Origin of the sequence: Serratia sp. NGAS9, from assembly GCF_009905295.1 — a bacterium.
Lineage (GTDB): Bacteria > Pseudomonadota > Gammaproteobacteria > Enterobacterales > Enterobacteriaceae > Serratia > Serratia bockelmannii.
Genome location: NZ_CP047605.1, coordinates 5006745 through 5030543 on the forward strand (window position 1 = coordinate 5006745; position 23799 = coordinate 5030543).

A 23799-nucleotide genomic window follows, 5' to 3' on the forward strand; every position below is an offset into this window, starting at 1 on the left:
TCATGCCCGTCGTACACGTTGCCTTGCCGGTCCCCCTCGCCCGCACCTTCGACTATCTGCTGCCGCCCGGCATGCAGCCGGTGGCCGGCGCGCGCGTGGGCGTGCCCTGGGGCAGGCAGCATGCGATCGGCATCGTCACCGGCTGCAGCGACACCAGCGAACTGCCGCTGGACAAGCTCAAACCGATCGACAGCGTGATAGACGCCGAGTCGCTGTTCTCCCCCAGCCTGTGGCGCATCCTGCGCTGGGCCAGCGATTACTATCACTACCCCATCGGCGAAGTGCTGTTTCACGCGCTGCCGATCCTGCTGCGGCAAGGCAAACCGGCCGAAGCCGCGCCGCTGTGGCAGTGGTTCGCCACCGAAGAGGGGCGCGCCACCCCGCCCGAAAGCCTGAAACGCGCGCCGAAACAGCAGCAGGCGCTGGCGGCGCTGCTGCAACGCCCGGTCTATCGCCATCAGGTAAGCCAGCTGGAGCTGACGGAAAGCGCCCTGCAGGCGCTGCGCGCCAAAGGGCTGATCGATCTGCGCGCTCAGGTCGCGGATACGCACGACTGGCGCCCCAACTTCGCGGTGCTCGGCGAGCGGCTGCGGCTGAACACCGAACAGGCTACCGCCGTCGGGGCGATCAGAAGCGAGGATGAGCAGTTCGCCGCCTGGCTGCTGGCCGGGGTGACCGGCTCCGGCAAGACCGAGGTGTACCTCAGCGTGCTGGAAAACGTGCTGGCCAAAGGCCGACAGGCGCTGGTGCTGGTGCCGGAAATCGGCCTGACGCCGCAAACCATCGCCCGCTTTCGCGAGCGCTTCAACGCGCCGGTGGACGTGCTGCACTCCGGACTGAACGACAGCGAGCGGCTGGCGGTTTGGCTGCGCGCGCGCAGCGGCGAAGCCGCCATCGTCATCGGTACCCGTTCGGCGCTGTTCACGCCATTCCGGCAGCTGGGCGTGATCATCATCGACGAAGAGCACGACAGCTCTTATAAACAGCAGGAAGGCTGGCGCTACCACGCCCGCGATCTGGCGGTGTTCCGCGCCCGGGAAGAAGACATCCCGATGGTGATGGGCTCCGCCACGCCGGCACTGGAAACGCTGCACAACGTGCAACTGGGCAAATATCGCCAGTTGAAGCTCACCCAGCGCGCGGGCAACGCCAAACCGGCGGCGCAGCACCTGATCGATCTGAAAGGGCTGCCGCTGAAGGTCGGCCTGTCGCAACCGCTTTTGAAAAGCATGCAGCACCATTTAAAAGCCGGCAACCAGGTGATGCTGTTCCTCAACCGCCGCGGTTACGCCCCGGCGCTGCTGTGCCACGAGTGCGGTTGGATCGCCGAGTGCCAGCGCTGCGATCACTACTACACCTTCCACCAGCATCAGCGCCAGCTGCGCTGCCACCACTGCGACAGCCAGCGACCGGTGCCGCACCAGTGCCCACAGTGCGGCTCCACCCATCTGGTGTCGGTCGGCGTCGGCACCGAACAGCTGGAGCATGAGCTGGCGCCGCTGTTCCCCGACACGCCGATCACCCGCATCGATCGTGACACCACCAGCCGCAAAGGATCGCTGGAGCAGCACCTGGCGGATATTCATCGCGGCGAAGCGCGCATTCTGATCGGCACACAGATGCTCGCCAAAGGCCACCATTTTCCCGACGTCACGCTGGTGGCGTTGCTGGACGTGGACGGCGCGCTGTTCTCCGCCGACTTCCGCTCCGCCGAGCGTTTCGCTCAGCTGTATACCCAGGTCTCCGGGCGAGCGGGCCGCGCGGGCAAACAGGGTGAAGTGCTGCTGCAAACCCACCACCCGGAGCACCCGCTGCTGCAGGTGCTGCTGCAACAGGGTTACGACGCCTTCGCCAAACAGACGCTGGCGGAGCGCAACAGCGTGTTTCTGCCGCCTTACACCAGCCACATCATCGTGCGCGCCGAAGATCACGACAACCAGCAGGCCCCGTTGTTCTTGCAGCAGCTGCGCAATCTGTTGGAAGCCAGCCCGCTGAAGGACGACTCGCTGTGGGTGATGGGCCCGGTGCCGGCGCTGCAGTCGAAACGCGGCGGCCGTTTCCGCTGGCAGCTGTTGCTGCAACATCCGACGCGGCGCGTCCTGCAACAGCTGATGAAAAGCTCGCTGCCGCTGATCGGCACTCTGCCGCAAACGCGCAAGGTGAAATGGACGCTGGATGTCGATCCGATCGACAGCTGATCCCGGAAAAGTCCGATTTAGCTGCGGCAGTGCAAACGTTTACCCTTGAAATTGCGAGCGAACGCTAAAAAACCTTCTCAGGTCACATTTTTTATGCAAATTAGGTAACAAAGGCGGGGCGTATTCTGTTTAGAATGTCTGCGAGGGCAAATTTTGTCGCCACATCGCAGCGCGACGGAGTGCCCAAACGCGAGTGGCGCTCAATGACAACAATCCCGCCACCGCATGCCGGACATTGTGAGCAAACAGCAGTAGTGGCGTCGGCATGGGGCTGACGCAAGGAGAAAGGCGTTGGAACACAAGAAAGAGTTATCCATGGCGACCATGAAAGACGTCGCCGAAATGGCGGGCGTTTCAACGGCTACCGTATCGCGTGCGCTGATGAACCCGGAAAAGGTGTCGACGCCAACGCGCCAGAAAGTAGAACAGGCCGTGCTGGCCGTGGGTTATTCTCCTCATGCTCTGTCACGCAATATCAAACGCAACGAATCTCGCACTATCCTGGTGATCGTGCCCGACATCTGCGATCCGTTTTTCGCCGATGTGATCCAGGGGATCGAACAGACCGCCGCCCAACAAGGCTATCTGGTGCTGATCGGCGACTGCGCGCAGCAAAACCAGCAAGAACGCACCTTCGTCAATCTGATCATCACCAAACAGATCGACGGCATGCTGCTGCTGGGCTCTAACCTGCCGTTCGACGCCAGCAAGGAAGAGCAGCGCAACCTGCCGCCGATGGTGATGGCCAACGAGTTCGCGCCCGAGCTGGAACTGCCGACGGTGCATATCGACAACCTGACCGCCGCCTTTGAAGCCGTGCATTATTTGCATCAACTGGGCCACCGGCAGATCGCCTGCGTCGCCGGGCCGGAACAGATGCCGCTGAGCCATTATCGGCTACAGGGTTACGTTCAAGCGCTACGTCGTAATGGCATTACCGTCGAAAGCAGCTATATTACCCGGGGTGATTTTACCTACGAAGCCGGCGCGCAAGCGCTGACCCAGCTGATGGCTCAGCCGAAACCGCCGACGGCGGTGTTCTGCCACAGCGATGTCATGGCAATCGGCGTGCTGTCCCAGGCGAAGAAAATGGGGCTGCGGGTACCGCAGGATCTGTCGATCGTCGGCTTTGACGACCTCAAGCTGGCGCAGTATTGCGATCCGCCGCTGACCACGGTGGCGCAGCCGCGTTTCCAGATAGGCCAACAGGCGATGTTATTGCTGTTGGAGCAGTTGAACGGCCAGACGGTGGCCAGCGGCTCCCGGCTGTTGGACAGTGAATTGATTATCAGAGGCAGCACCGCTGCCCCGAAACGCTAGTCAAATATTTTAGGGTTCAGTAACATGACGGACTTATCCTCTCATCAGGACACAGCGGAATAATAGTGGCACAAAAAGACTATGTAAGCCGTGGGCGCGCAGCAGGAGCTAAGCGTAAAACCCCCAGCCGTAAAAAACGCAGTTCTCCGAAGGTTTCCAAAACCGTGCTGGCGTTAGCCGCCGCGTTGCTGGTTATCTTTGTCGGTGGCCTCTATTTCATTACCCACAACAAGCCGGAAGACGCGCCGTTGTTGCCTGCGCACACCACGCGCCCCGGCAACGGCCTGCCGCCGAAGCCGGAAGAGCGCTGGCGCTACATCAAAGAGCTGGAAAACCGGCAGATCGGCGTGCAAACACCGACCGAACCGACGGCCGGCGGCGAGCTCAATTCCAAAACTCAGCTGACCGCCGAACAGCGGCAGTTGCTGGAGCAGATGCAGGCCGACATGCAGCAGCGCCCGACGCAGCTGAACGAAGTGCCGTATAACGATCCGGGCCAGGTCAACGCGCGCAGTAACCGCCAGCAGCAGATGCAACAACAGCAAATGCAACAGCAGCCGGTACAGCAACAGCAGCAGGTTACCCAGGCGCCGCGCAACCCGTTCAACAACGGAGCCACCACCGCGCCGGTGCAGCAGCACCAGCAACCGAAGCCGGTCACCCCAACGCCGGTGCAGGCGAAACAGCCTGAGCCGAAGCCGCAACCGAAGCCGGAGCCGAAACCGGAAGTGAAACAGGAAACGGCCAAGCAGGAAACCAAGCCGGAATCGAAACAGAAGTGGATGGTGCAATGCGGTTCGTTCCGCGCCACCGATCAGGCTGAATCCGTGCGTGCACGCCTGGCGTTCGAAGGCATCGAGAGCCGCATCACCGCCGGCGGCGGCTGGAATCGCGTGGTGCTCGGCCCCTACAGCAGCCGCGCAGCAGCGGATAAAACCCTTTCACGCCTGAAGGGCGTCGGCATGTCGAGTTGCATTCCCCTCTCCGTTGGGGGTTGAAAAGCGTCAATCCCCCCCCATCTATACTCTCAATATGCCTCGTAGCGTCTGCGAAAGCAGGCGCTACGGGGACTTCTTTCCGTCTTTAACGAGGGTCTGCTCGTGACAACAATTGTAAGCGTACGCCGCAACGGCCAGGTCGTCATCGGTGGTGATGGCCAGGCAACCCTGGGTAATACGGTGATGAAGGGTAACGTCAAGAAAGTGCGTCGCCTGTATAACGACAAAGTGATCGCCGGTTTCGCCGGTGGCACCGCTGACGCCTTCACGCTGTTTGAACTGTTTGAACGCAAACTGGAAATGCATCAGGGCCACCTGGTGAAAGCCGCCGTCGAGCTGGCGAAAGATTGGCGCACCGACCGCATGTTGCGCAAGCTCGAAGCGCTGCTGGCAGTCGCTGATGAAACCGCTTCGCTGATCATCACCGGCAACGGCGATGTGGTGCAGCCGGAAAACGATCTGATCGCCATCGGCTCCGGCGGCCCGTACGCCCAGGCCGCCGCCCGCGCCATGTTGGAAAATACCGAGCTGAGCGCCCGCGATATCGTTGAGAAATCCCTCAACATCGCCGGTGACATCTGTATTTACACCAACCATTTCCACACCATTGAAGAATTGCCTTCCAAAGCGTAAGGATCGAATACCATGTCTGAAATGACCCCGCGCGAGATCGTCAGCGAACTGGACAGCTATATCATTGGCCAAAACAAGGCCAAACGCGCTGTCGCCATTGCCCTGCGCAACCGCTGGCGCCGGATGCAGCTCAACGAGATGCTGCGCCACGAAGTGACCCCGAAAAACATTCTGATGATCGGCCCGACCGGCGTCGGTAAAACCGAAATCGCCCGTCGTCTGGCGAAGCTGGCCAACGCGCCGTTCATCAAGGTTGAAGCCACCAAGTTCACCGAAGTGGGCTATGTGGGCAAAGAAGTGGACTCCATCATCCGCGATCTGACCGATGCCGCCATCAAAATGGTGCGTATGCAGTCGATCGAGAAAAACCGCACCCGTGCCGAAGAGTTGGCCGAAGAGCGCATTCTCGACGTGCTGATCCCGCCGGCCAAGAACAACTGGGGCCAGCCGGAAGAGCATCAGGAGCCGTCCGCCGCCCGCCAGGCATTCCGCAAGAAGCTGCGCGAAGGCCAGCTGGATGACAAAGAGATCGAAATCGATCTGGCCGCCGCGCCAATGGGCGTGGAAATCATGGCGCCTCCGGGCATGGAAGAGATGACCAACCAGCTGCAGTCGATGTTCCAGAACCTCGGCGGACAGAAGCAAAAACCGCGCAAGGTGAAGATCAAAGAAGCCTTCAAGCTGCTGGTGGAAGAAGAAGCCGCCAAGCTGGTGAACCCGGAAGAGCTGAAAGAGCAGGCGATCGAAGCGGTTGAACAGCACGGCATCGTATTTATCGATGAGATCGACAAAATCTGTAAGCGCGGCGGCCAGAGTTCCGGCCCGGACGTCTCGCGCGAAGGCGTGCAACGCGATCTGCTGCCGCTGGTGGAAGGCTGCACCGTATCCACCAAGCACGGTATGGTGAAGACCGACCACATCCTGTTCATCGCTTCCGGTGCGTTCCAGACCGCCAACCCGTCGGATCTGATCCCAGAACTACAGGGCCGTCTGCCGATCCGCGTTGAGCTGCAGGCGCTGACTACCGAAGACTTCGAGCGCATCCTGACCGAGCCGAGCGCATCGCTGACCGAACAGTACAAAGCGCTGATGGGCACCGAAGGCGTCAATATCGAGTTCACCGCCGACGGCATCCGCCGCATCGCCGAAGCCGCGTGGCAGGTCAACGAAAGCACCGAGAACATCGGCGCGCGTCGTCTGCACACCGTGCTGGAGCGTCTGATGGAAGATATTTCCTACGATGCGAGTGAAATTAATGGCCAATCCATTACAATTGATGCGGATTACGTGCGCAGTCATCTGGATGAACTGGTGGCGGATGAAGATTTGAGTCGTTTTATCCTATAATCGCTCAATCATTGTCTTGTCAGTCATCTGTGTGGGAGGCATTGCCTCCCACAATTATTTCTAACGGACACCGCAACTTACTGACAGAAGCGAAACATGAGCTCATCAACCTCCACCACCCCGATTTCCGCCTGGCTGGAAAGTCTACGCCCCCGCACCCTGCCGTTGGCCTTTGCCTCCATCGTGGTCGGCTCGGCGATCGCCGCCTGGCACGGCAGCCTGAAACCTGAAGTGGCGCTGCTGGCGCTGTTGACCGCCGGTCTGCTGCAGATCCTCTCCAACCTGGCGAACGACTACGGCGATGCGGTCAAAGGCAGCGACAAAGAAGATCGCATCGGGCCATTGCGCGGCATGCAAAAAGGCATGATCACCCAGGCGCAGATGAAGCGGGCGCTGGTGGTGACAGTGGTGCTGATCGCCCTCGCCGGCTGTTCGCTGATCGCCGTCGCCTGCGAGCAACCCAGCGACGTGGTGGGCTTCCTGGTGCTGGGCGGGCTGTCTATCGTGGCGGCGATCACTTACACCGTCGGCAACAAACCCTACGGGTATTTGGGGCTGGGCGACATCTCGGTGCTGGTGTTCTTCGGCTGGCTGAGCGTGGCCGGCACCTACTATTTGCAAACGCACACCTTCGACAGCGTCGTGATGCTGCCGGCCACCGCCTGCGGCCTGCTGGCGACGGCGGTGCTCAACATCAATAATCTGCGCGATATCGAGAGCGATCGCGAAAACGGCAAGAATACGCTGGCGGTGCGTCTCGGTCCGCACAAGGCGCGCATTTACCATGCCCTGCTGCTCGGCGGCGCGGTGCTGTGTTTCGCGCTGTTTACGCTGTTCAACCTCCACAGTCCGTGGGGTTGGCTGTTCGTGCTGGCGATCCCGCTGCTGGTGCGCCACGGCCTGCGCGTGCTGCGCGATCCGACGCCGGTCGGCATGCGGCCGATGCTGGAGCACATGGTCAAGGCGGCGTTGCTGGCCAACCTGCTGTTCGCCATCGGCGTGGCGCTCAGTTAAAAACTGATGATTTTGCCAACAGGGCGAATAAAGGGATATACTGAACATTCCTGCGGCAAACAGACGTAAAATCCTATGAAATACGATACTTCCGAACTTTGCGACATCTATCATGAAGAGGTGAACGTTGTTGAACCTCTGTTCTCCAATTTTGGCGGGCGTACTTCATTTGGCGGGCAGATCACCACGGTGAAATGCTTTGAGGATAACGGCCTGTTATTCGATCTGCTTGAAGAAAACGGCCGCGGCCGCGTGCTGTTGGTCGACGGCGGCGGTTCGGTTCGCCGGGCGCTGATCAACGCCGAACTGGCGCGCCTGGCCGCCCAGAACGAATGGGAAGGCATCGTGGTGTACGGCGCGGTGCGCCAGGTGGACGATCTGGAAGAGCTCGACATCGGCATTCAGGCGATGGCGGCGATCCCGGCGGGTGCCGTAAGCGAAGGCGTGGGCGAAAGCGATATCCGCGTCAACTTCGGTGGCGTCACCTTCTTCTCCGGCGATCACCTGTATGCCGACAACACCGGCATCATCCTCTCCGAAGACCCGCTCGACATCGAGTGATTTTCGGACATGAAAAAGGGCGCCTGAGGCGCCCTTTTCGTTGCTGCATGGCGTGAGGAATCAGACCTCTTCCATTTTGCCCAGCAGCGCGCGCAGGCGATCTTGCCATACGTGCTGTTCTTCTTTCAGCTGTTGGTTTTCGCGCACCAGCGCTTCGTGGTTGCCGGAGGCAGCCTGAACTTCCTGCGACAGAGAGTTGTTTTTGTCTTTCAGCTCTTCAATTTCCATCTGCAACAAGGTGATGGTATCAATCGCCTGCTGTACTTTTGCTTCCAGTTTCTCAAATACTTCAAATGACATGCTTCAGTCCCCTCATGATAGCAAGGCGTACATCTATAAGTAGCGGCCGCAACGTCGGCTGCAGCTACTGCGAATATTGCATCGCGCTCAGTGACGCGCGCCGTTACGGAAGGCGCGCCAGTCTCGATTCGTTAAAAACGATTGTAAGTAGCCAGTCTCCGCCTGTCTAGCAACATACCGGATCATCGCGCAGTCTGTTGCAATTTTCCTGCCCTCACCATCAGTAAAAACTGAAAATCCCCGTCATCGTCGCCGCGAGTTGTTAACAGCCCTCACCAAACCACTGGTCAGATCACACTTTTATGGCTCAGAAAGAACACTAAACGACGCGAAATCGCTCAATTTTATGACGCGCCACACACATTTTGATTTCGCTATTTCTCGTTTATGTTCGTTAACGATAAATTTACATCACGTCCTCATTCAATAATTGGACGAGATGAAAAAAACTGTGCCCATAGGCCGGATCTCTACCCAACTGAGCCTATAAACCAACAACCGCCGTTTTGCAGGACACCAACATTATGAGCCAAACCACCAGTCCGACATTAAAAGGCCAGTGCATCGCCGAGTTCCTCGGCACGGCGCTGCTGATCTTCTTTGGCGTAGGCTGCGTTGCCGCACTGAAACTGGCGGGCGCCAGCTTCGGCCAGTGGGAAATCAGCATCATTTGGGGCCTCGGCGTCGCCATGGCCATCTATCTGACCGCCGCCATTTCCGGCGCGCATCTCAACCCGGCGGTCACCCTCGCCCTGTGGCTGTTCGCCTGCTTCGACGGGCGCAAAGTGGTGCCTTACATCATTGCGCAGATCGCCGGCGCCTTCTGCGCCGCTGCCCTGGTCTATGGGCTGTACTACAACCTGTTCTTCGACTTCGAAGCGGCTCACCACATGGTGCGCGGCAGCAACGAAAGCCTCGAACTGGCCGGCATCTTCTCGACTTACCCTAACGCGCACATCTCCGTCGGCCAGGCCTTCCTGGTAGAAATGGTGATCGCGGCAATCCTGATGTGCCTGATCCTGGCGCTGACCGACGATGGCAACGGCATCCCGCGCGGCCCGCTGGCGCCGCTGCTGATCGGTATTCTGATTGCCGTGATCGGCGCCTCCATGGGACCATTGACCGGCTTTGCGTTGAACCCGGCGCGTGACTTCGGCCCGAAACTGTTCGCCTACCTGGCCGGCTGGGGCAAAGTCGCCTTCACCGGCGCACGCGACATCCCATACTTCCTGGTGCCAATCTTCGCTCCTATCGTCGGCTGTGGCCTGGGCGCTTTCGGTTACCGCGCGCTGATTGGCCGCCACCTGCCGTGCGACGTCTGCGTGACGGAAGAAGAGCCCGACGCCAAGACCCAGCAGCGCAAAGCGTGATGGGTGCAGTTTTACACGGTTAACAACAGCAGGATAATTACCATGACTGTAGAAAAAAAATACATTGTCGCACTCGACCAAGGGACCACCAGCTCACGCGCCGTCGTGCTCGATCACGACGCCAACATCGTTGCGGTATCGCAGCGCGAATTCCCGCAGATCTATCCAAAGGCCGGCTGGGTTGAGCACGACCCGATGGAGATCTGGGCGTCGCAAAGCTCGACGTTGGTAGAAGTGCTGGCGAAAGCCGACATCAATTCCGATCAGATCGCCGGCATCGGCATCACCAACCAGCGCGAAACCACCATCGTCTGGGAAAAAGAGACCGGCAAGCCTGTCTACAACGCCATCGTCTGGCAGTGCCGCCGCACCGCCGACATCTGTGAGAAGCTCAAACGCGACGGCCTGGAAGAGTACATCCGTCACAACACCGGCCTGGTGGTTGACCCGTACTTCTCCGGCACCAAGGTGAAGTGGATCCTGGACAACGTCGAAGGCGCCCGCGAGCGCGCCAAGCGCGGCGAACTGCTGTTCGGCACCGTCGATACCTGGCTGGTGTGGAAGATGACCCAGGGGCGCGTACACGTCACCGATTACACCAACGCCTCACGTACCATGATGTTCAACATCCACGAGCTGGACTGGGACGAGCGCATGCTGGAAGTGCTGGATATCCCGCGCGCCATGCTGCCGAAAGTCCGTCCTTCCTCCGAGGTGTACGGCCAGACCAACATCGGCGGTAAGGGCGGCACGCGTATTCCTATCGCCGGTATCGCCGGTGACCAGCAAGCGGCATTGTACGGCCAACTGTGCGTTCAACCGGGCATGGCGAAGAACACCTACGGCACCGGCTGCTTCCTGCTGATGAACACCGGCAAAGAAGCGGTGCGTTCGAAAAACGGCCTGCTGACCACCATCGCCTGCGGCCCACGCGGCGAAGTGAACTATGCGCTGGAAGGCGCGGTGTTCATCGGCGGTGCGTCTATCCAGTGGCTGCGCGACGAGCTGAAACTGATCAGCGACGCAGCCGACTCCGAATATTTCGCCACCAAAGTGAAAGACAGCAACGGCGTCTACGTGGTGCCGGCCTTCACCGGCCTGGGCGCGCCCTACTGGGATCCGTATGCCCGCGGCGCCATCTTTGGCCTGACCCGCGGCGCCAACAGCAACCACATCATCCGCGCCACGCTGGAATCCATCGCCTTCCAGACTCGCGACGTGCTGGACGCCATGCAGGCCGACGCCAACACCCGCCTGCAATCGCTGCGCGTGGACGGCGGCGCGGTCGCCAACAACTTCCTGATGCAGTTCCAGTCCGATATCCTCGGCACCCGCGTAGAGCGCCCTGAAGTGCGTGAATCGACGGCGTTGGGCGCCGCGTTCCTGGCGGGCCTGGCCATCGGCTACTGGAACGATCTGGATGAGGTGAAGAGCAAAGCGGTGATTGAGCGTGAATTCCGCCCAAGCATCGAAACCACCGAACGCAACTACCGCTACAGCGGCTGGAAAAAAGCGGTGGCACGCGCGCAGGCGTGGGAAGATCACGACTAAACCCAGCCTTGCCGTTACCCCCCAAATTGCGCTGCCTGCGGGCGGCGCTTTTTTTTGCCCCGCCCCGCCGGCGCCGCGCTGTGATAGACTTTGCCGATATTTTCTTCCCTTTCTCACAGACAGGTTTGCCATGAAACGTGAATTAGCCATCGAATTTTCCCGCGTTACCGAAGCCGCTGCGCTGGCGGGCTACAAATGGCTGGGACGCGGCGACAAGAACGCCGCCGACGGTGCGGCGGTCCACGCCATGCGCATCATGCTCAACAAAGTGGACATCGATGGGCGCATCGTGATCGGCGAAGGCGAGATCGACGAAGCGCCGATGCTGTATATCGGCGAACAGGTCGGCAGCGGCCAGGGCGACGCGGTCGACATCGCTGTTGATCCGATCGAAGGCACCCGCATGACCGCCATGGGCCAATCCAACGCGCTGGCGGTCTTGGCGGTGGGCGATCGCGGCACCTTCCTGCACGCGCCGGACATGTACATGGAGAAGCTGGTGGTCGGCCCGGCGGCGCGCGGCGCCATCGATCTCAATCTGCCGCTGGCGGAGAACCTGCGGAACGTCGCCGCGCGGCTGAGCAAACCGCTGTCACAGCTGACGGTCATCGTGTTGGCCAAACCGCGCCACGACGGCGTCATCGCGCAGATGCAGCAGCTGGGCGTGCGGGTATTCGCCATTCCTGACGGCGACGTGGCGGCCTCCATTCTCACCTGCATGCCGGAAAGCGAGGTCGATGTGATGTACGGCATCGGCGGCGCGCCGGAAGGGGTGATCTCAGCCGCAGTGATCCGCGCGCTGGACGGCGACATGCAGGCGCGTTTGCTGCCGCGCCATAAGGTGAAAGGCGACAGCGCCGAAAACCGCCGCATCGGCGAACAGGAGCTGGCGCGCTGCCGGGAAATGGGTATCGAAGCCGGTCAGGCGCTGCGTCTGGATCAGATGGCGCGCAACGACAACGTGATCTTCTCCGCCACCGGCATCACCAAGGGCGATCTGCTGGAGGGCATCAGCCGCCAGGGCAACATGGCCACAACCGAAACCCTGCTGATCCGCGGCAAGTCGCGCACCATCCGCCGCATCCGTTCAACCCACTATCTGGATCGCAAAGACCCGGCGCTGCACGAGTTTCTGCTGTAACGAAACAGGGCGCCGAATGGCGCCCTGATGATTGATGGCAAACCTCATGCCCTTGCCGGGTTGGCAGAGAGCAGCGAATAGAAAACAAGGAAAATCAATTTATTGATTTTCGGCTAATAGCCACAAAGGGGAGAAAAACCACGCTTTTTCTCCCTTTTGTCAACGGTATGAGGGCGCCGAATGGCGCCCTGTCGTTATGCGGTGTGTCCCTGATGCTGCATCCGGTTGGACAGCGGCCACCAGCACAGCAGGATCAACAGCGCCATCGCGAACATCAGCAATCCGAGGCTGAACTGCCCGGTTTGCGGCAGCATGGCGGAAAGCCAGGTCGCCAGACCGGACCCCATGTTCTGCATACCGCCCACCAACGCGCCCGCCGCGCCGGCCAGGTAAGGGAACGGCTCCATCGCCCCGGTGGTCGCCAGCGGGAACAGCATGCCGGCGCCGAAGAAGAACAATGCAGCCGGCACGATCAGCGTCCAGATATTCATCACGCCGAACCAGCCCGGGATCCACATCATCGCTCCCGCCAATAGACAGCTCAGCACCGAATGCCACATCAGGGTGTGGAAGGTTTTGCCGTCGCGCCCGGCGTACCAGGCACCGAAAAACGCCGCCGGGATCGGCAGAATGAACAGGATGCTGACGGTCAGGCCGCTCAGCCCCAACACGCCACCCATCAACACGCCGCAGCTGGCTTCAAATACCGCAATCCCCGCCAGCGCGCCGATCAGCATCACCAGATAGCAACTGAAGGTGCTGTCGCTCAGCAGCTGGCGGAAACTGGCCAGCATGCGGCGTTTTTCAGTTTGCACCGGGCGGGTTTCCGGCAACCAACGGAACATCGCGAAGGCGACGCAGGCGCACAGCGCCAGCAGGAAGGCGTAACAGGCGCGCCAGCCGAACACCATCGCCAGCGCGCCGCCGATCACCGGCGCCAGCAGCGGGCTGACCAAAATCCCCATGTTCAGCAGGCTGTTGGCATAGCGCAGCGCGGTGCCGGCATACAGATCGCGCGGCATAGTGCGCGCCATCACGCCCGCCACGCCGGTGCCCATCCCCTGGATGGCGCTGGCGGCGACCAGCATCGTCAGGTTGGTGGACAGCAACGCGCCCAGCGCGCCAACCAGGAAGATCATCATACCCGTCAGGATCACCGGACGACGCCCAATACGATCCGATATTGGCCCGTAAATCAGCTGGGAGAAACCGTAGGTCAGCAGATACGCCGCCATCACCCGTTGCACGGCGCCAGTACGAACCGACAGATCGTGGGCGATATCAGCAATCACGGGAACATAAATGGTTTGCGCCATCTGGCCGACGGCAACCAACAGGATAAGCATCACCAGCAGGTGAAAATTCTCTAGTTTTCTCATTATCTTCGTTAACGTTTCAACTCGTCACAGCGTCCCGGTATGGCCGTTGCAGCAGCCAGAACGGCGAGCAGCCCTCTATGGCGGCATAAACTAATCAAATCTGATTTTTTTAGCGAGTTTCAGGCAGATATTGATCCAGGTCACACTGGCAGCAAACCCGACCAGGCTCGTAAATTAAACTGTACGTCTAACGCTTTGGAGTTAAAAATAGCGCCCTTGCAGTAGCCGGGCTTTAGCATTTAATCGATAATTATTTTCATCAACTTGAAATAAAATAACACCATAGGGATTTGGTTCATGAAAACACCTGAGCTGATTTTATTGCAGTTAAAGGCTCTCGGCCCGCACTCGGCCAAAATGCTGGCGGAGCGTCTGGACATCACGCCGATGGGCATCCGACAACATCTGCAATCCCTGGAAAAACGTGAGTTGGTTTGTTACGAAGAAGCGCGCAGCAAGGTCGGCCGCCCGACGCGCTACTGGTCGCTGACCGAACGGGGGCACGCCTATGTGGCCGCCGATCAGGAGCGGCTGCGGGCATCCGCGCTGCAGCTGTTTGGCGGCGCCGGCGTGGAACCGTTGCTCAGCGCGCGCGAAGAGCAGCTTTATCTGCGTTACACCGAAGAGCTGTCCGCCGAACGCAGCCATCAGGACCGGTTAACCCGCCTAGTGCGTCTGCGGCAACACGACGGTTACATGGCAGAATTGCTCGACCATCCGCACGGTGCGCTACTGGTGGAAAACCACTGTCCGATCGGCGTGGCCGGTTCCAACTGCAGCAGCCTGTGCAATTCCGAACTGCAGCTGTTTCATCGCCTGTTCGGCAACAACTACCGGGTAGAGCGCACCGCGCACGCCATTTCCGGCTCACGACATTGTGCTTATTTGATTCGACCACGGGAGCTTTAGAGTATGGCTGAATGGGTAAACGGCAAAGTTACGCAGGTAAAACAATGGACCGACGGGCTGTTCAGCCTGGTGGTCAATGCCCCCATCGATCCTTTCACCGCCGGGCAATTCGCCAAACTGGCGCTGGAGATCGACGGCGAACGGGTGCAACGCGCCTACTCCTACGTCAATGCCCCCGACGACGCCAACCTGGAGTTCTATCTGGTGACGGTGCCGGAAGGCAAACTGAGCCCGCGCCTCAATCAGCTACGGCCGGGGTCGGATGTAATGGTGACCAAAGAAGCGGCCGGCTTCTTCGTGCTGGACGAAGTGCCCGATTGCGACACGCTGTGGATGCTGGCGACCGGCACCGCCATCGGCCCCTATTTATCGATTCTGCAGCAGGGCGTCGGCCTGGAACGCTTTAACAACCTGGTGCTGGTGCACGCCGCGCGTTTCGCGCGCGATCTGAGCTACCTGCCGCTGATGCAACAACTGCAGCAACGCTACAACGGTAAGCTGCGTATCCAGACCGTCGTCAGCCGCGAAGAAACGCCCGGTTCACTGACCGGCCGCGTGCCGGCGCTGATCGAGGACGGCCGGCTGGAAGCGGCGATCGGCTTGACCATCGACGCCGAAACCAGCCACGTGATGCTGTGCGGCAACCCGCAGATGGTGCGGGACACCCAGCAAACGCTGAAAGACCACCGCCAGATGCGCAAACACCTGCGCCGTAAACCGGGCCACATCACCAGCGAACACTACTGGTAACCCAAAGGGGATCAGCGAAACTTCACCGGTTCGGCTTCCGGGCCGAACCGATTGTCTCCCGGCGTGCCGACGAAGGCGCCCAGATCGATCATCATCATCACGATAATCAGCGTCGGGATGAAACGCCCGACGCCCCATTGCCAGATCGGCGCCAGCATCTGCCAGTTCCCTGCCGCCAGCATCCACGCCAGGATCAGCAGCAGCGCCCACCAGCCGGCCTTGTTGCGATCGTGCAGGCGTTTGACCAGCACCGCCGCCGTCGGCCACAGCAGCGCCACGATAAAGAAGGCGATGGATTGGATGGCGATCAGCTGATAATTGGCCAGCGTAAACGCCGCCGCCATCAGCACCAACCACAGCCCCATCCAGATCCAGAAGTCGCGCCGCCCAATGCGACCCTTAAAAGAAAAACACCACTGTTGTAACGTCATCGATTCCTGCGCTCTAAGCCTGCCCATATTCTGCGCCGCAGTGTAACATAGGCGCTGCCGGGCCGAGTTTTCCGCCTCGCATAACGCGGTGCGCCGCACAGCTTTCTCGTCAGCGAACCGATAATGGCGTGGGATCTTTGACAAGGCCCGCGAGTTATCGCTTTAATCGGAGCCATCTTTGTCCTTGATGCCATACGCCATGCTGAGAAAAACCCTCGTCATCGCCTGCCTGTTGCAGGCCGCCGCCAGCGCCTGGGCCGATCCGCCGCCCGCCGATGCAGCACCCGCCGCACCTTACCTGCTGGCCGGGGCGCCGACGTTCGATCTGACGGTGGTCAAATTCCGCGAAAAATACAATCGCGACAACCCGAAGCTGCCGATTGGCGAATTCCGCGCCATTCCCGCCACCGAAGACGATTCGCCGCTGCTGACGCGCGCCGCCAGCAAACTCAACGAAAACCTGTATGCCTCCACCGCGCTGGAGAAAGGCACCGGTAAAATCAAAACGTTGCAGATCACTCATCTGCCGCTGCAGCAGGCCAATGAAGAAAAAGCCGCGCGCGCCATCGCCATCAGCTACATGGCGGCGCTGATGCGCCAGTTCGAACCGGCGTTGACGGTGGAGCAGAGCCAGAACAAGGTGAACAGCCTGCTGGAAAAAGGCAAAGGATCGCGCTTTTACCAACAGCAGGTCGGCGCCATTCGCTATGTCGTCTCGGACAACGGCGATAAAGGCGTAACCTTCGCGGTTGAACCGATTAAGCTAGCGCTTTCCGAGCCGTAACGGCGCGGCATTTAATGACGAAAAGCAAAGCCTTCGCGCTTAATGATCTCTATACTGTTGGGCAGGTAAACTGCCGGTCCGGCAGTTGTCATTTCGACTCTCGCGTTCCCTAGTTGGAGGAAAAAACATGCGTCATCCATTAGTTATGGGTAACTGGAAGCTTAACGGCAGCACTCACATGGTCAACGAACTGATCGCCGGTCTGCGCAATGAGCTGAGCAGCGTTGACGGCTGTGGCGTCGCCATCGCCCCGCCGGTGATGTATCTGGATCAGGCCAAGCACGCGCTGGCCGGCAGCCGCATCGCGCTGGGCGCGCAGAACGTGGACGTTAACCTGTCCGGCGCCTTCACCGGTGAAGTTTCCGCCAACATGCTGAAAGACGTCGGCGCCCAGTACATCATCATCGGCCACTCCGAGCGTCGCACCTACCACAAAGAAAGCGACGAAGTGATCGCCGAGAAATTCGCCGTGCTGAAAGAAGCCGGCCTGATCCCGGTACTGTGCATCGGTGAAACCGAAGCGGAAAACGCCGCGGGCAAAACTGAAGAAGTGTGCGCGCGCCAGATCGACGCCGTGCTGAAAACCCTGGGCGCACCGGCGATGAAAGGCACCGTGATCGCCTATGAGCCGGTCTGGGCCATCGGTACCGGCAAATCCGCGACCCCTGCACAGGCACAGGCCGTGCACAAATTTATCCGCGATCACATCGCCAAACACGATGCCGCGGTTGCCGCTGAAATCATCATCCAGTACGGCGGTTCGGTGAACGACAAGAACGCCGCAGAGCTGTTCTCCCAGCCGGACATCGACGGCGCGCTGGTGGGCGGCGCCTCGCTGAAAGCCGACGCTTTCGCCGTGATCGTCAAAGCCGCTGCCGCAGCAAAAAAAGCCTGATTGCCCTAGGCTTGCCATAAAAAAACCCCGGCTTGCCGGGGTTTTTTATTGCCGCTCAAACGGCATCAGCGTTTGCTTATTTCGTCGAACACGCCGCCGGTAGCGAAGTGCACCTTCTGCGCTTCGGTCCAGCCGCCGAAAGTGTCATCCACGGTGAACAACTTCAGCTGCGGGAACTGCCCGGCGAACTTGGCCGCCACCGCCGCATCGCGCGGGCGATAATAGTTCTGCGCCGCAATAGTCTGCCCTTCCGGTGAATACAGATACTTCAGGTAGGCGGTCGCCACGTCGCGGGTACCACGTTTATCGACGACCTTATCCACCACCGACACCGTCGGTTCGGCCAGGATCGATTCGCTCGGCGTAATAATCTCGAACTTGTCTTTGCCCAGCTCTTTCTCCGCCAGCAGCGCTTCGTTTTCCCAGGCGATCAGCACGTCGCCGATGCCGCGCTCAACGAAGGTGTTGGTCGAGCCGCGCGCGCCGGAATCCAGCACTTCGACGTTCTTGTACAGGTTTTTGACGAAGTCCTGCGCCTTGGCCTTATCGTTGTTGTTGTGGTGCAACGCGTAGCCCCAGGCGGCCAGGTAGTTCCAGCGGGCGCCGCCGGAGGTTTTCGGGTTCGGGGTGATCACCGACACGCCCGGCTTAATCAAGTCAGGCCAGTCATGAATTTGCTTCGGGTTGCCTTTGCGCACCAGGAAGACGATGGTCGACGTGTAAGGCGCCGAGTTGTCCGGCAAGCGTTTGATCCAGTCTTTCTCAATGCGCCCGCGTTCGGCGATGGCGTCGACGTCATAGGCCAGCGCCAGCGTCACCACGTCGGCCTCGATGCCGTTGATCACCGAGGTCGCCTGTTTACCGGAACCACCGTGCGACTGGCGCACCGTCACCTTGTCGCCGGTTTCCGCCTGATAGTGCTTGCTGAATGCCGTGTTGTAAGCCTGATAGAACTCACGCGTCGGATCGTATGACACGTTCAGCAACTGAATATCCTTCGCCATGGCGCCGGACGCCAACAGCACCAATGTCAGACCTACACCCCATTTACGCATCGACAGGCTCTCCCAGAAAATTAACGCAACCTCAATCGGTTGATTTAGCATCAGAGCCTGCCAGAAACTTTCCCGGCAATTAAAGAATAAAAAATTTTGGGATAGATGATTCTGGAATATGTCGCCGACAAGCATAAAAAAGCCCCCGCAAGCGGAGGCTTTCGGCGCGCGGAGAGCGGCGAATCAGTACAGCTTTTTCGCCGTTTCCAGCCAGTCGCCCTTGAACGGACGCTTCATGTTTTCGATCGCGTCGATGATGTCGTGATGCACCATTTTTTCGTTCTGGATACCGACGCAGCGGCCGCCGTAACCCTGCAGCAGCAGTTCGATGGCGTAGGCGCCCATGCGCGAGGCCAGGATGCGGTCGTAGGCGACCGGTGAACCACCGCGTTGAATGTGGCCCAGCACGGTGGCGCGGGTTTCACGCTTGGTTTCCTGCTCGATGTGGCGCGCCAGCTCATCGATGTCGCAGATGTGCTCGGTGATCGCCACGATGGCGTGTTTTTTACCCTTGGCGATACCGGCCTTGATTTCGCACACCAGATCTTCGCGATTGAATTCGATTTCAGGCAGCACGATGAATTCGCAACCGCCGGCAATCGCCGCCGCCAGCGTCAGATCGCCGCAGTAACGGCCCATCACTTCCACGATGGAGATACGCTGGTGCGACGAGGAGGTATCGCGCAGGCGGTCGATCGCTTCCACCACGGTTTCCAGCGCGGTGAAGTAACCGATAGTGTAGTCGGTACCGGCGACATCGTTATCGATGGTGCCTGGCAGGCCGATGCACGGGAAGCCTTCTTCCGTCAGGCGTTTGGCGCCCATGTAGGAACCGTCGCCGCCGATCACCACCAGCGCGTCGATGCCGCGATTCTTCAGGTTTTCAATCGCCTTGGCGCGCACGTTTTCATCCCTGAACTCCGGGAAGCGGGCCGAGCCGAGGAAGGTGCCGCCGCGGTTGATCATGTCGGACACGCTATAGCGGTCCAGCTGCTCCATGCGATCTTCGTACAAGCCAAGGTAGCCATCGTAAATACCAAAAACTTCCAGACCTTCTGAAAGCGCAGAACGCACAACGCCGCGGATTGCAGCGTTCATACCCGGCGAATCACCGCCGCTCGTCAGTACACCGATTTTCTTGATCATGACTACCTCTGAACTGTGTAGATGCAATTTCTTAAGAATTCTGTCTCCGCCGATCGTCTTGAAACCTCTCCGGCTGCAGAAAACCAGCTTTACGGCTTATTGCTGGATATTATATCAAAAACACCCAGCTGAATTGATTCAAGTCACGCAATATAACGGTAAAAACACCGCATGGCACGCTGAGCTAACTCAGATATTCATGATAATACTTCGCGCTATGCCTCTATCTGATTATAGCTCCCAATGCCCCTGCCTACCCGGCGGCACCACGGAGCACGGATCCAGGTGAATGATGACGTCCGCCCCCGCAAAACGGTGTCGCAACGCCTGTTCCACCTGATCGGCCAACCGATGCGCCTCACGCAGCGGCAGCGTGTCTTCCATCTCCAGATGCAGCTGGATGAAACGCGTCGGCCCCGACTGACGCGTGCGCAGATCGTGCGCGCCTTTCACCCCGGGCCAGGAGGAAACCACCTCGATAATCGCCTGGCGTTCGTCATCCGGCAACGCCCGATCCAGTAGCGACTGCACCGCTTCGTAGCCCATGCGCAGCGCGCTATAGAGGATGTATACGCCGATGCCCAGCGCGAACAGCGCATCTGCCCGGTGGAAGCCGTACCAGCTTAGCCCAAGAGCGATAAGAATAGCACCATTCATCATGACATCTGACTGATAATGCAGCATATCTGCGCGCACCGCCTGGCTACGGGTTTTTCTGACCACCCAACGTTGATAGGTGACCAGAATCAGGGTGCTGATTAACGCGATCACCGTCACGACGACCCCAACGCCAGGATCGCGCAGCGTTTGCGGCGCATACAGGTGCTGGAAGCCGGTGAGGAACAGAAACAGGGCGGAGCCGGAAATAAACATGCTTTGCGCCAGCGCCGCCAGCGACTCCGCTTTGCCGTGGCCGAAGGTGTGCTCGGCATCGGCCGGCTGCAGCGAATAGCGCACCACCAGAAGGTTGGTCAACGAGGCGGCGATATCGACCAACGAATCCACCAGCGCCGCCAACAGGCTGACCGAACCGGTGTGGTACCAGGCGACGATTTTGATCAACAGCAGCGACGACGCCAACGCAGTTGCGGCCAACGCAGCGGACTTTACCAGGCGAGCATAACGCTGTTCCATTAAGGGATCCCGGTCAAAAGGTGTGGCGCTCAATATAGCGAAATGTCGGATAAAAAAAACCCCGCCATCATGGCGGGGAAGACAGGGATGGTGTCTATGGCAAGGAAAAACAGGGGACTACTCAGTCGTACTTCACTTCTGGGCAGAAGCTTGCTGCAAACCAGAAATTTGTTGCTCCATCTGCTGCATACGCTGCTGATGTTTCTGGTCTAAAACACTTTTTTGCTCTGGCGTCAGCAGGTTATACATTTGGTTGCGCACCCGGGCCATTTCGACCTGGCGCTTGACCTGCTGTTGGGCCATCTTCTCCGCCTGGGCGTACACGGCGGCTTCGTCAAATTTCTCTGCGGTCACCAGTTTATGCATGGCTTCCATTTCAGCTACATTGACACCAGGCAGATCGTGCCGGGCCTGGCGCATCAAATCGCGCATTTGCTGGCGCTGCTGTTCGCTGAGGCTGACACCGTCGAACATATGGTGCTGGCCGGGTATTCGGGTCATCGCGTCGTTGCCGGGAGGTTGGGCTGTGTCCGGTATAGTGTCGGCAGCGAAGGCAGCGGTCGAACCAATTGCCAGCAGTGATGCCATAACTAATGCGGTCACCTTACGCATTTCAACTCCTCAAGCTTTCTCACTTTGCGAATCAACGAGGAGCAGTGTACCGCTACACCTGAAAACCTGCGTCAGTGCATGTAAAACTACGTAAAGTCATGGAATGGCAACAGTTGATGACGTATTTTGCGTCTGGAGGTAAATCATAATGAACAAGATTCTGTTAGTTGACGACGACCGCGAGTTGACCTCGCTGTTAAAAGAACTGCTTGAAATGGAAGGTTTTAATATCGTCGTCGCGCACGATGGCGAGCAGGCGTTGTCGCTGCTGGACAGCTCCATCGATCTGCTGCTGCTCGACATCATGATGCCGAAGAAAAACGGCATCGATACGCTGAAAGAACTGCGCCAACATCACCAGACACCGGTCATCATGCTGACCGCGCGCGGCAGCGAACTGGACCGCGTGCTGGGCCTGGAGCTGGGCGCCGATGATTACCTGCCGAAACCCTTCAACGATCGCGAGCTAGTCGCGCGCATTCGCGCCATTCTGCGCCGTTCCAACTGGAGCGAACAGCAGCAGCAGGTCGACAGCGGCGCCCCGACGCTGGATGTCGATGGCCTGCAGCTGAATCCCGGCCGCCAGGAGGCCAGCTTCGACGGCCAGGTGCTGGATCTGACCGGCACCGAGTTCACCCTGCTTTACCTGCTGGCGCAACACCTCGGGCAGGTGGTATCGCGCGAACTGCTGAGCCAGGAAGTGCTGGGCAAACGCCTGACTCCGTTCGATCGCGCTATCGACATGCACATCTCCAACCTGCGGCGTAAGCTGCCGGATCGCAAAGACGGGCATCCGTGGTTCAAAACCCTGCGCGGGCGTGGTTATTTGATGGTATCTGCAACATGATCAACAGTTTGACGGCACGCATCTTCGCCATTTTCTGGTTTACGTTAGCCCTGGTGCTAATGCTGGTGCTGATGGTGCCCAAGCTCGACTCCCGCCAAATGACCTCGCTGCTCGACAGCGAGCAGCGGCAGGGGTTGATGCTGGAACAGCACGTCGAGGCCGAGTTGCAAAACGATCCGGCCAACGATCTGATGTGGTGGCGCCGCCTGTTCCGCGCCATCGACAAATGGGCGCCGCCGGGCCAACGCCTGTTGCTGGTCACCAGCGAAGGCCGGGTGATCGGCGCGCAGCGCAACGAAATGCAGATCGTCCGCAACTTCATCGGCCAATCCGATAATTCGGATCATCCCAAGAAGAAAAAGTACGGCCGCGTCGAGCTGGTCGGGCCGTTCGCGGTGCGCGACGGCGAAGACAACTACCAGCTGTACCTGATCCGTCCCGCCAACAGCCCGCAATCCGATTTCATCAACCTGATGTTCGACCGGCCGCTGCTGCTGCTGATCGTCACCATGCTGATCAGCGCCCCGCTGCTGCTGTGGCTGGCCTGGAGCCTGGCGAAACCGGCACGCAAGCTGAAGAACGCCGCCGATGACGTGGCGCGCGGCAACCTGAAGCAGCATCCGGAACTGGAGGCCGGCCCGCAGGAGTTCCTGGCCACCGGCGCCAGCTTCAACCAGATGGTCAGCGCGCTGGAACGCATGATGAACGCTCAGCAACGGCTGATCTCGGACATCTCGCACGAGCTGCGCACGCCGCTGACGCGCCTGCAGCTGGCCACCGCGCTGATGCGCCGCCGCCACGGCGAAGGGCACGAACTGGCGCGCATCGAAACCGAAGCGCAGCGGCTGGATTCGATGATCAACGATCTGCTGGCGCTGTCGCGCGGGCAGCAAAAGGGCGAGCTGGCGCGCGAGCAGTTGAAGGCCAACGAACTGTGGGCCGACGTGCTGGACAACGCCCGTTTCGAAGCGGAACAGATGGGCAAGCAGTTGGAGATCGCTGCGCCGCCCGGCCCGTGGACGCTGTTCGGCAACGCGAGCGCGCTGGACAGCGCGTTGGAAAACATCGTGCGCAACGCCCTGCGGTATTCACACACCCGCATTGCCGTGGCGTTCAGCGCCGACAATCAGGGCGTGACCATCCAGGTTGACGACGACGGCCCCGGCGTCAGCGCCGAAGACCGCGAGCAGATCTTCCGTCCGTTCTACCGCACCGATGAAGCGCGCGACCGTGAGTCCGGCGGCACCGGCCTCGGCCTGGCGATCGTCGAGGCGGCGGTCAACCAGCATCGCGGCTGGGTGAAGGCCGAAGACAGCCCGCTTGGCGGCCTGCGGCTGGTGCTGTGGCTGCCGCTGCATCATCAACGCCTATCGTCTAAGACAGAACAGTAAGAGTTTGCTATCCTGCGCCCCTCGTTCACGAGG

Annotated in this window: 23 protein-coding genes; 16 read left to right on the forward strand and 7 right to left on the reverse strand. The window is 59.8% G+C overall.

The window, feature by feature from the left end; translation table 11 throughout:
• The first annotated feature begins 2 nt into the window (after positions 1-2).
• From priA to rraA, 7 genes are all read left to right on the forward strand, one after another.
• Complete coding sequence (gene priA / locus GUC32_RS23710; RefSeq protein ID WP_049205326.1) at positions 3-2198, forward strand: primosomal protein N'; 2196 nt, start codon at positions 3-5, stop codon at positions 2196-2198.
• 291 nt (positions 2199-2489) lie between these two features.
• A complete protein-coding gene (gene cytR / locus GUC32_RS23715) occupies positions 2490-3518 on the forward strand; it encodes a DNA-binding transcriptional regulator CytR (protein ID WP_025304661.1) in 1029 nt (342 codons plus the stop codon).
• Positions 3519-3583: 65 nt separating this feature from the next.
• Positions 3584-4516, forward strand: a complete 933-nt coding sequence (ftsN, locus tag GUC32_RS23720) for a cell division protein FtsN (protein WP_369435469.1) — start codon at positions 3584-3586, stop codon at positions 4514-4516.
• 102 nt (positions 4517-4618) lie between these two features.
• A complete protein-coding gene (gene hslV, locus GUC32_RS23725; RefSeq protein WP_004931085.1) occupies positions 4619-5149 on the forward strand; it encodes an ATP-dependent protease subunit HslV in 531 nt (176 codons plus the stop codon).
• 12 nt (positions 5150-5161) lie between these two features.
• A complete protein-coding gene (gene hslU, locus GUC32_RS23730) occupies positions 5162-6496 on the forward strand; it encodes an HslU--HslV peptidase ATPase subunit (RefSeq protein ID WP_025304663.1) in 1335 nt (444 codons plus the stop codon).
• 96 nt (positions 6497-6592) lie between these two features.
• Positions 6593-7510 carry a 1,4-dihydroxy-2-naphthoate polyprenyltransferase gene (locus tag GUC32_RS23735; RefSeq protein WP_015379416.1) on the forward strand — a complete coding sequence of 306 codons (918 nt, stop codon included), beginning with the start codon at positions 6593-6595 and terminating at the stop codon, positions 7508-7510.
• 75 nt (positions 7511-7585) lie between these two features.
• The gene (gene rraA, locus GUC32_RS23740) at positions 7586-8071 is read left to right on the forward strand and encodes a ribonuclease E activity regulator RraA (RefSeq protein WP_004931090.1); all 486 of its coding nucleotides are present in this window, start codon (positions 7586-7588) and stop codon (positions 8069-8071) included.
• 60 nt (positions 8072-8131) lie between these two features.
• Here the strand turns inward: rraA and zapB are convergent, their stop codons facing one another.
• Positions 8132-8371: a septal ring assembly protein ZapB gene (zapB, locus tag GUC32_RS23745; protein WP_004931092.1), complete on the reverse strand. Its 240-nt coding sequence runs from the start codon at positions 8369-8371 to the stop codon at positions 8132-8134.
• 524 nt (positions 8372-8895) lie between these two features.
• Here zapB and GUC32_RS23750 point away from each other — a divergent pair.
• From GUC32_RS23750 to glpX, 3 genes are all read left to right on the forward strand, one after another.
• Complete coding sequence (locus GUC32_RS23750; RefSeq protein WP_004931095.1) at positions 8896-9741, forward strand: MIP/aquaporin family protein; 846 nt, start codon at positions 8896-8898, stop codon at positions 9739-9741.
• Positions 9742-9783: 42 nt separating this feature from the next.
• Positions 9784-11292: a glycerol kinase GlpK gene (glpK, locus tag GUC32_RS23755; protein WP_025304664.1), complete on the forward strand. Its 1509-nt coding sequence runs from the start codon at positions 9784-9786 to the stop codon at positions 11290-11292.
• 130 nt (positions 11293-11422) lie between these two features.
• Positions 11423-12433 carry a class II fructose-bisphosphatase gene (gene glpX / locus GUC32_RS23760; RefSeq protein WP_025304665.1) on the forward strand — a complete coding sequence of 337 codons (1011 nt, stop codon included), beginning with the start codon at positions 11423-11425 and terminating at the stop codon, positions 12431-12433.
• 194 nt (positions 12434-12627) lie between these two features.
• Here the strand turns inward: glpX and emrD are convergent, their stop codons facing one another.
• The gene (gene emrD / locus GUC32_RS23765) at positions 12628-13812 is read right to left on the reverse strand and encodes a multidrug efflux MFS transporter EmrD (protein WP_025304666.1); all 1185 of its coding nucleotides are present in this window, start codon (positions 13810-13812) and stop codon (positions 12628-12630) included.
• A 297-nt stretch (positions 13813-14109) separates the two neighbouring features.
• On the opposite strand from emrD, the gene GUC32_RS23770 reads away from it, so the two are divergent.
• Positions 14110-14721, forward strand: a complete 612-nt coding sequence (locus GUC32_RS23770) for a metalloregulator ArsR/SmtB family transcription factor (RefSeq protein ID WP_043140982.1) — start codon at positions 14110-14112, stop codon at positions 14719-14721.
• Between the two features lie 3 nt (positions 14722-14724).
• Complete coding sequence (gene fpr, locus GUC32_RS23775; protein ID WP_004931107.1) at positions 14725-15471, forward strand: ferredoxin--NADP(+) reductase; 747 nt, start codon at positions 14725-14727, stop codon at positions 15469-15471.
• A gap of 11 nt (positions 15472-15482) precedes the next feature.
• Here the strand turns inward: fpr and GUC32_RS23780 are convergent, their stop codons facing one another.
• Positions 15483-15902 (reverse strand): DUF805 domain-containing protein, encoded by a 420-nt coding sequence (locus tag GUC32_RS23780; protein ID WP_016929710.1) that lies wholly within the window; start codon positions 15900-15902, stop codon positions 15483-15485.
• Positions 15903-16101: 199 nt separating this feature from the next.
• On the opposite strand from GUC32_RS23780, the gene GUC32_RS23785 reads away from it, so the two are divergent.
• On the forward strand, positions 16102-16686 hold the full coding sequence (locus GUC32_RS23785) for a DUF1454 family protein (RefSeq protein WP_060435280.1): 585 nt from the start codon (positions 16102-16104) through the stop codon (positions 16684-16686).
• A gap of 127 nt (positions 16687-16813) precedes the next feature.
• A complete protein-coding gene (gene tpiA, locus GUC32_RS23790; RefSeq protein ID WP_004931113.1) occupies positions 16814-17581 on the forward strand; it encodes a triose-phosphate isomerase in 768 nt (255 codons plus the stop codon).
• Between the two features lie 65 nt (positions 17582-17646).
• On the opposite strand, the gene GUC32_RS23795 is transcribed toward tpiA, so the two are convergent.
• The 4 genes from GUC32_RS23795 to cpxP all read right to left on the reverse strand — a co-directional run bounded on the left by GUC32_RS23795 (position 17647) and on the right by cpxP (position 21528).
• The gene (locus tag GUC32_RS23795; protein ID WP_043140999.1) at positions 17647-18636 is read right to left on the reverse strand and encodes a sulfate ABC transporter substrate-binding protein; all 990 of its coding nucleotides are present in this window, start codon (positions 18634-18636) and stop codon (positions 17647-17649) included.
• Positions 18637-18819: 183 nt separating this feature from the next.
• Positions 18820-19782: a 6-phosphofructokinase gene (pfkA, locus tag GUC32_RS23800; RefSeq protein ID WP_004931116.1), complete on the reverse strand. Its 963-nt coding sequence runs from the start codon at positions 19780-19782 to the stop codon at positions 18820-18822.
• 231 nt (positions 19783-20013) lie between these two features.
• Positions 20014-20916, reverse strand: a complete 903-nt coding sequence (fieF, locus tag GUC32_RS23805; RefSeq protein ID WP_025304670.1) for a CDF family cation-efflux transporter FieF — start codon at positions 20914-20916, stop codon at positions 20014-20016.
• Between the two features lie 132 nt (positions 20917-21048).
• Positions 21049-21528 (reverse strand): cell-envelope stress modulator CpxP, encoded by a 480-nt coding sequence (gene cpxP, locus GUC32_RS23810; RefSeq protein ID WP_004931122.1) that lies wholly within the window; start codon positions 21526-21528, stop codon positions 21049-21051.
• A gap of 148 nt (positions 21529-21676) precedes the next feature.
• On the opposite strand from cpxP, the gene cpxR reads away from it, so the two are divergent.
• Complete coding sequence (cpxR, locus tag GUC32_RS23815) at positions 21677-22375, forward strand: envelope stress response regulator transcription factor CpxR (protein WP_025304671.1); 699 nt, start codon at positions 21677-21679, stop codon at positions 22373-22375.
• The gene (gene cpxA / locus GUC32_RS23820; RefSeq protein WP_015379421.1) at positions 22372-23766 is read left to right on the forward strand and encodes an envelope stress sensor histidine kinase CpxA; all 1395 of its coding nucleotides are present in this window, start codon (positions 22372-22374) and stop codon (positions 23764-23766) included. The genes cpxR and cpxA overlap by 4 nt, the downstream gene beginning before the upstream one ends.
• Positions 23767-23799: the final 33 nt, after the last annotated feature.

Excerpts from the sequence above, each read along its gene's own strand:
- priA (WP_049205326.1), top strand. The coding sequence starts at position 3 with ATGCCCGTCGTACACGTTGCCTTGCCGGTCCCCCTCGCCCGCACCTTC.
- hslU (WP_025304663.1), top strand. The coding sequence starts at position 5,162 with ATGTCTGAAATGACCCCGCGCGAGATCGTCAGCGAACTGGACAGCTAT.
- GUC32_RS23735 (WP_015379416.1), top strand. The coding sequence starts at position 6,593 with ATGAGCTCATCAACCTCCACCACCCCGATTTCCGCCTGGCTGGAAAGT.
- rraA (WP_004931090.1), top strand. The coding sequence starts at position 7,586 with ATGAAATACGATACTTCCGAACTTTGCGACATCTATCATGAAGAGGTG.
- zapB (WP_004931092.1), bottom strand. The coding sequence starts at position 8,371 with ATGTCATTTGAAGTATTTGAGAAACTGGAAGCAAAAGTACAGCAGGCG.
- GUC32_RS23750 (WP_004931095.1), top strand. The coding sequence starts at position 8,896 with ATGAGCCAAACCACCAGTCCGACATTAAAAGGCCAGTGCATCGCCGAG.
- glpK (WP_025304664.1), top strand. The coding sequence starts at position 9,784 with ATGACTGTAGAAAAAAAATACATTGTCGCACTCGACCAAGGGACCACC.
- glpX (WP_025304665.1), top strand. The coding sequence starts at position 11,423 with ATGAAACGTGAATTAGCCATCGAATTTTCCCGCGTTACCGAAGCCGCT.
- emrD (WP_025304666.1), bottom strand. The coding sequence starts at position 13,812 with ATGAGAAAACTAGAGAATTTTCACCTGCTGGTGATGCTTATCCTGTTG.
- GUC32_RS23770 (WP_043140982.1), top strand. The coding sequence starts at position 14,110 with ATGAAAACACCTGAGCTGATTTTATTGCAGTTAAAGGCTCTCGGCCCG.
- fpr (WP_004931107.1), top strand. The coding sequence starts at position 14,725 with ATGGCTGAATGGGTAAACGGCAAAGTTACGCAGGTAAAACAATGGACC.
- GUC32_RS23780 (WP_016929710.1), bottom strand. The coding sequence starts at position 15,902 with ATGACGTTACAACAGTGGTGTTTTTCTTTTAAGGGTCGCATTGGGCGG.
- GUC32_RS23785 (WP_060435280.1), top strand. The coding sequence starts at position 16,102 with ATGCTGAGAAAAACCCTCGTCATCGCCTGCCTGTTGCAGGCCGCCGCC.
- tpiA (WP_004931113.1), top strand. The coding sequence starts at position 16,814 with ATGCGTCATCCATTAGTTATGGGTAACTGGAAGCTTAACGGCAGCACT.
- GUC32_RS23795 (WP_043140999.1), bottom strand. The coding sequence starts at position 18,636 with ATGCGTAAATGGGGTGTAGGTCTGACATTGGTGCTGTTGGCGTCCGGC.
- pfkA (WP_004931116.1), bottom strand. The coding sequence starts at position 19,782 with ATGATCAAGAAAATCGGTGTACTGACGAGCGGCGGTGATTCGCCGGGT.
- fieF (WP_025304670.1), bottom strand. The coding sequence starts at position 20,916 with ATGGAACAGCGTTATGCTCGCCTGGTAAAGTCCGCTGCGTTGGCCGCA.
- cpxP (WP_004931122.1), bottom strand. The coding sequence starts at position 21,528 with ATGCGTAAGGTGACCGCATTAGTTATGGCATCACTGCTGGCAATTGGT.
- cpxR (WP_025304671.1), top strand. The coding sequence starts at position 21,677 with ATGAACAAGATTCTGTTAGTTGACGACGACCGCGAGTTGACCTCGCTG.
- cpxA (WP_015379421.1), top strand. The coding sequence starts at position 22,372 with ATGATCAACAGTTTGACGGCACGCATCTTCGCCATTTTCTGGTTTACG.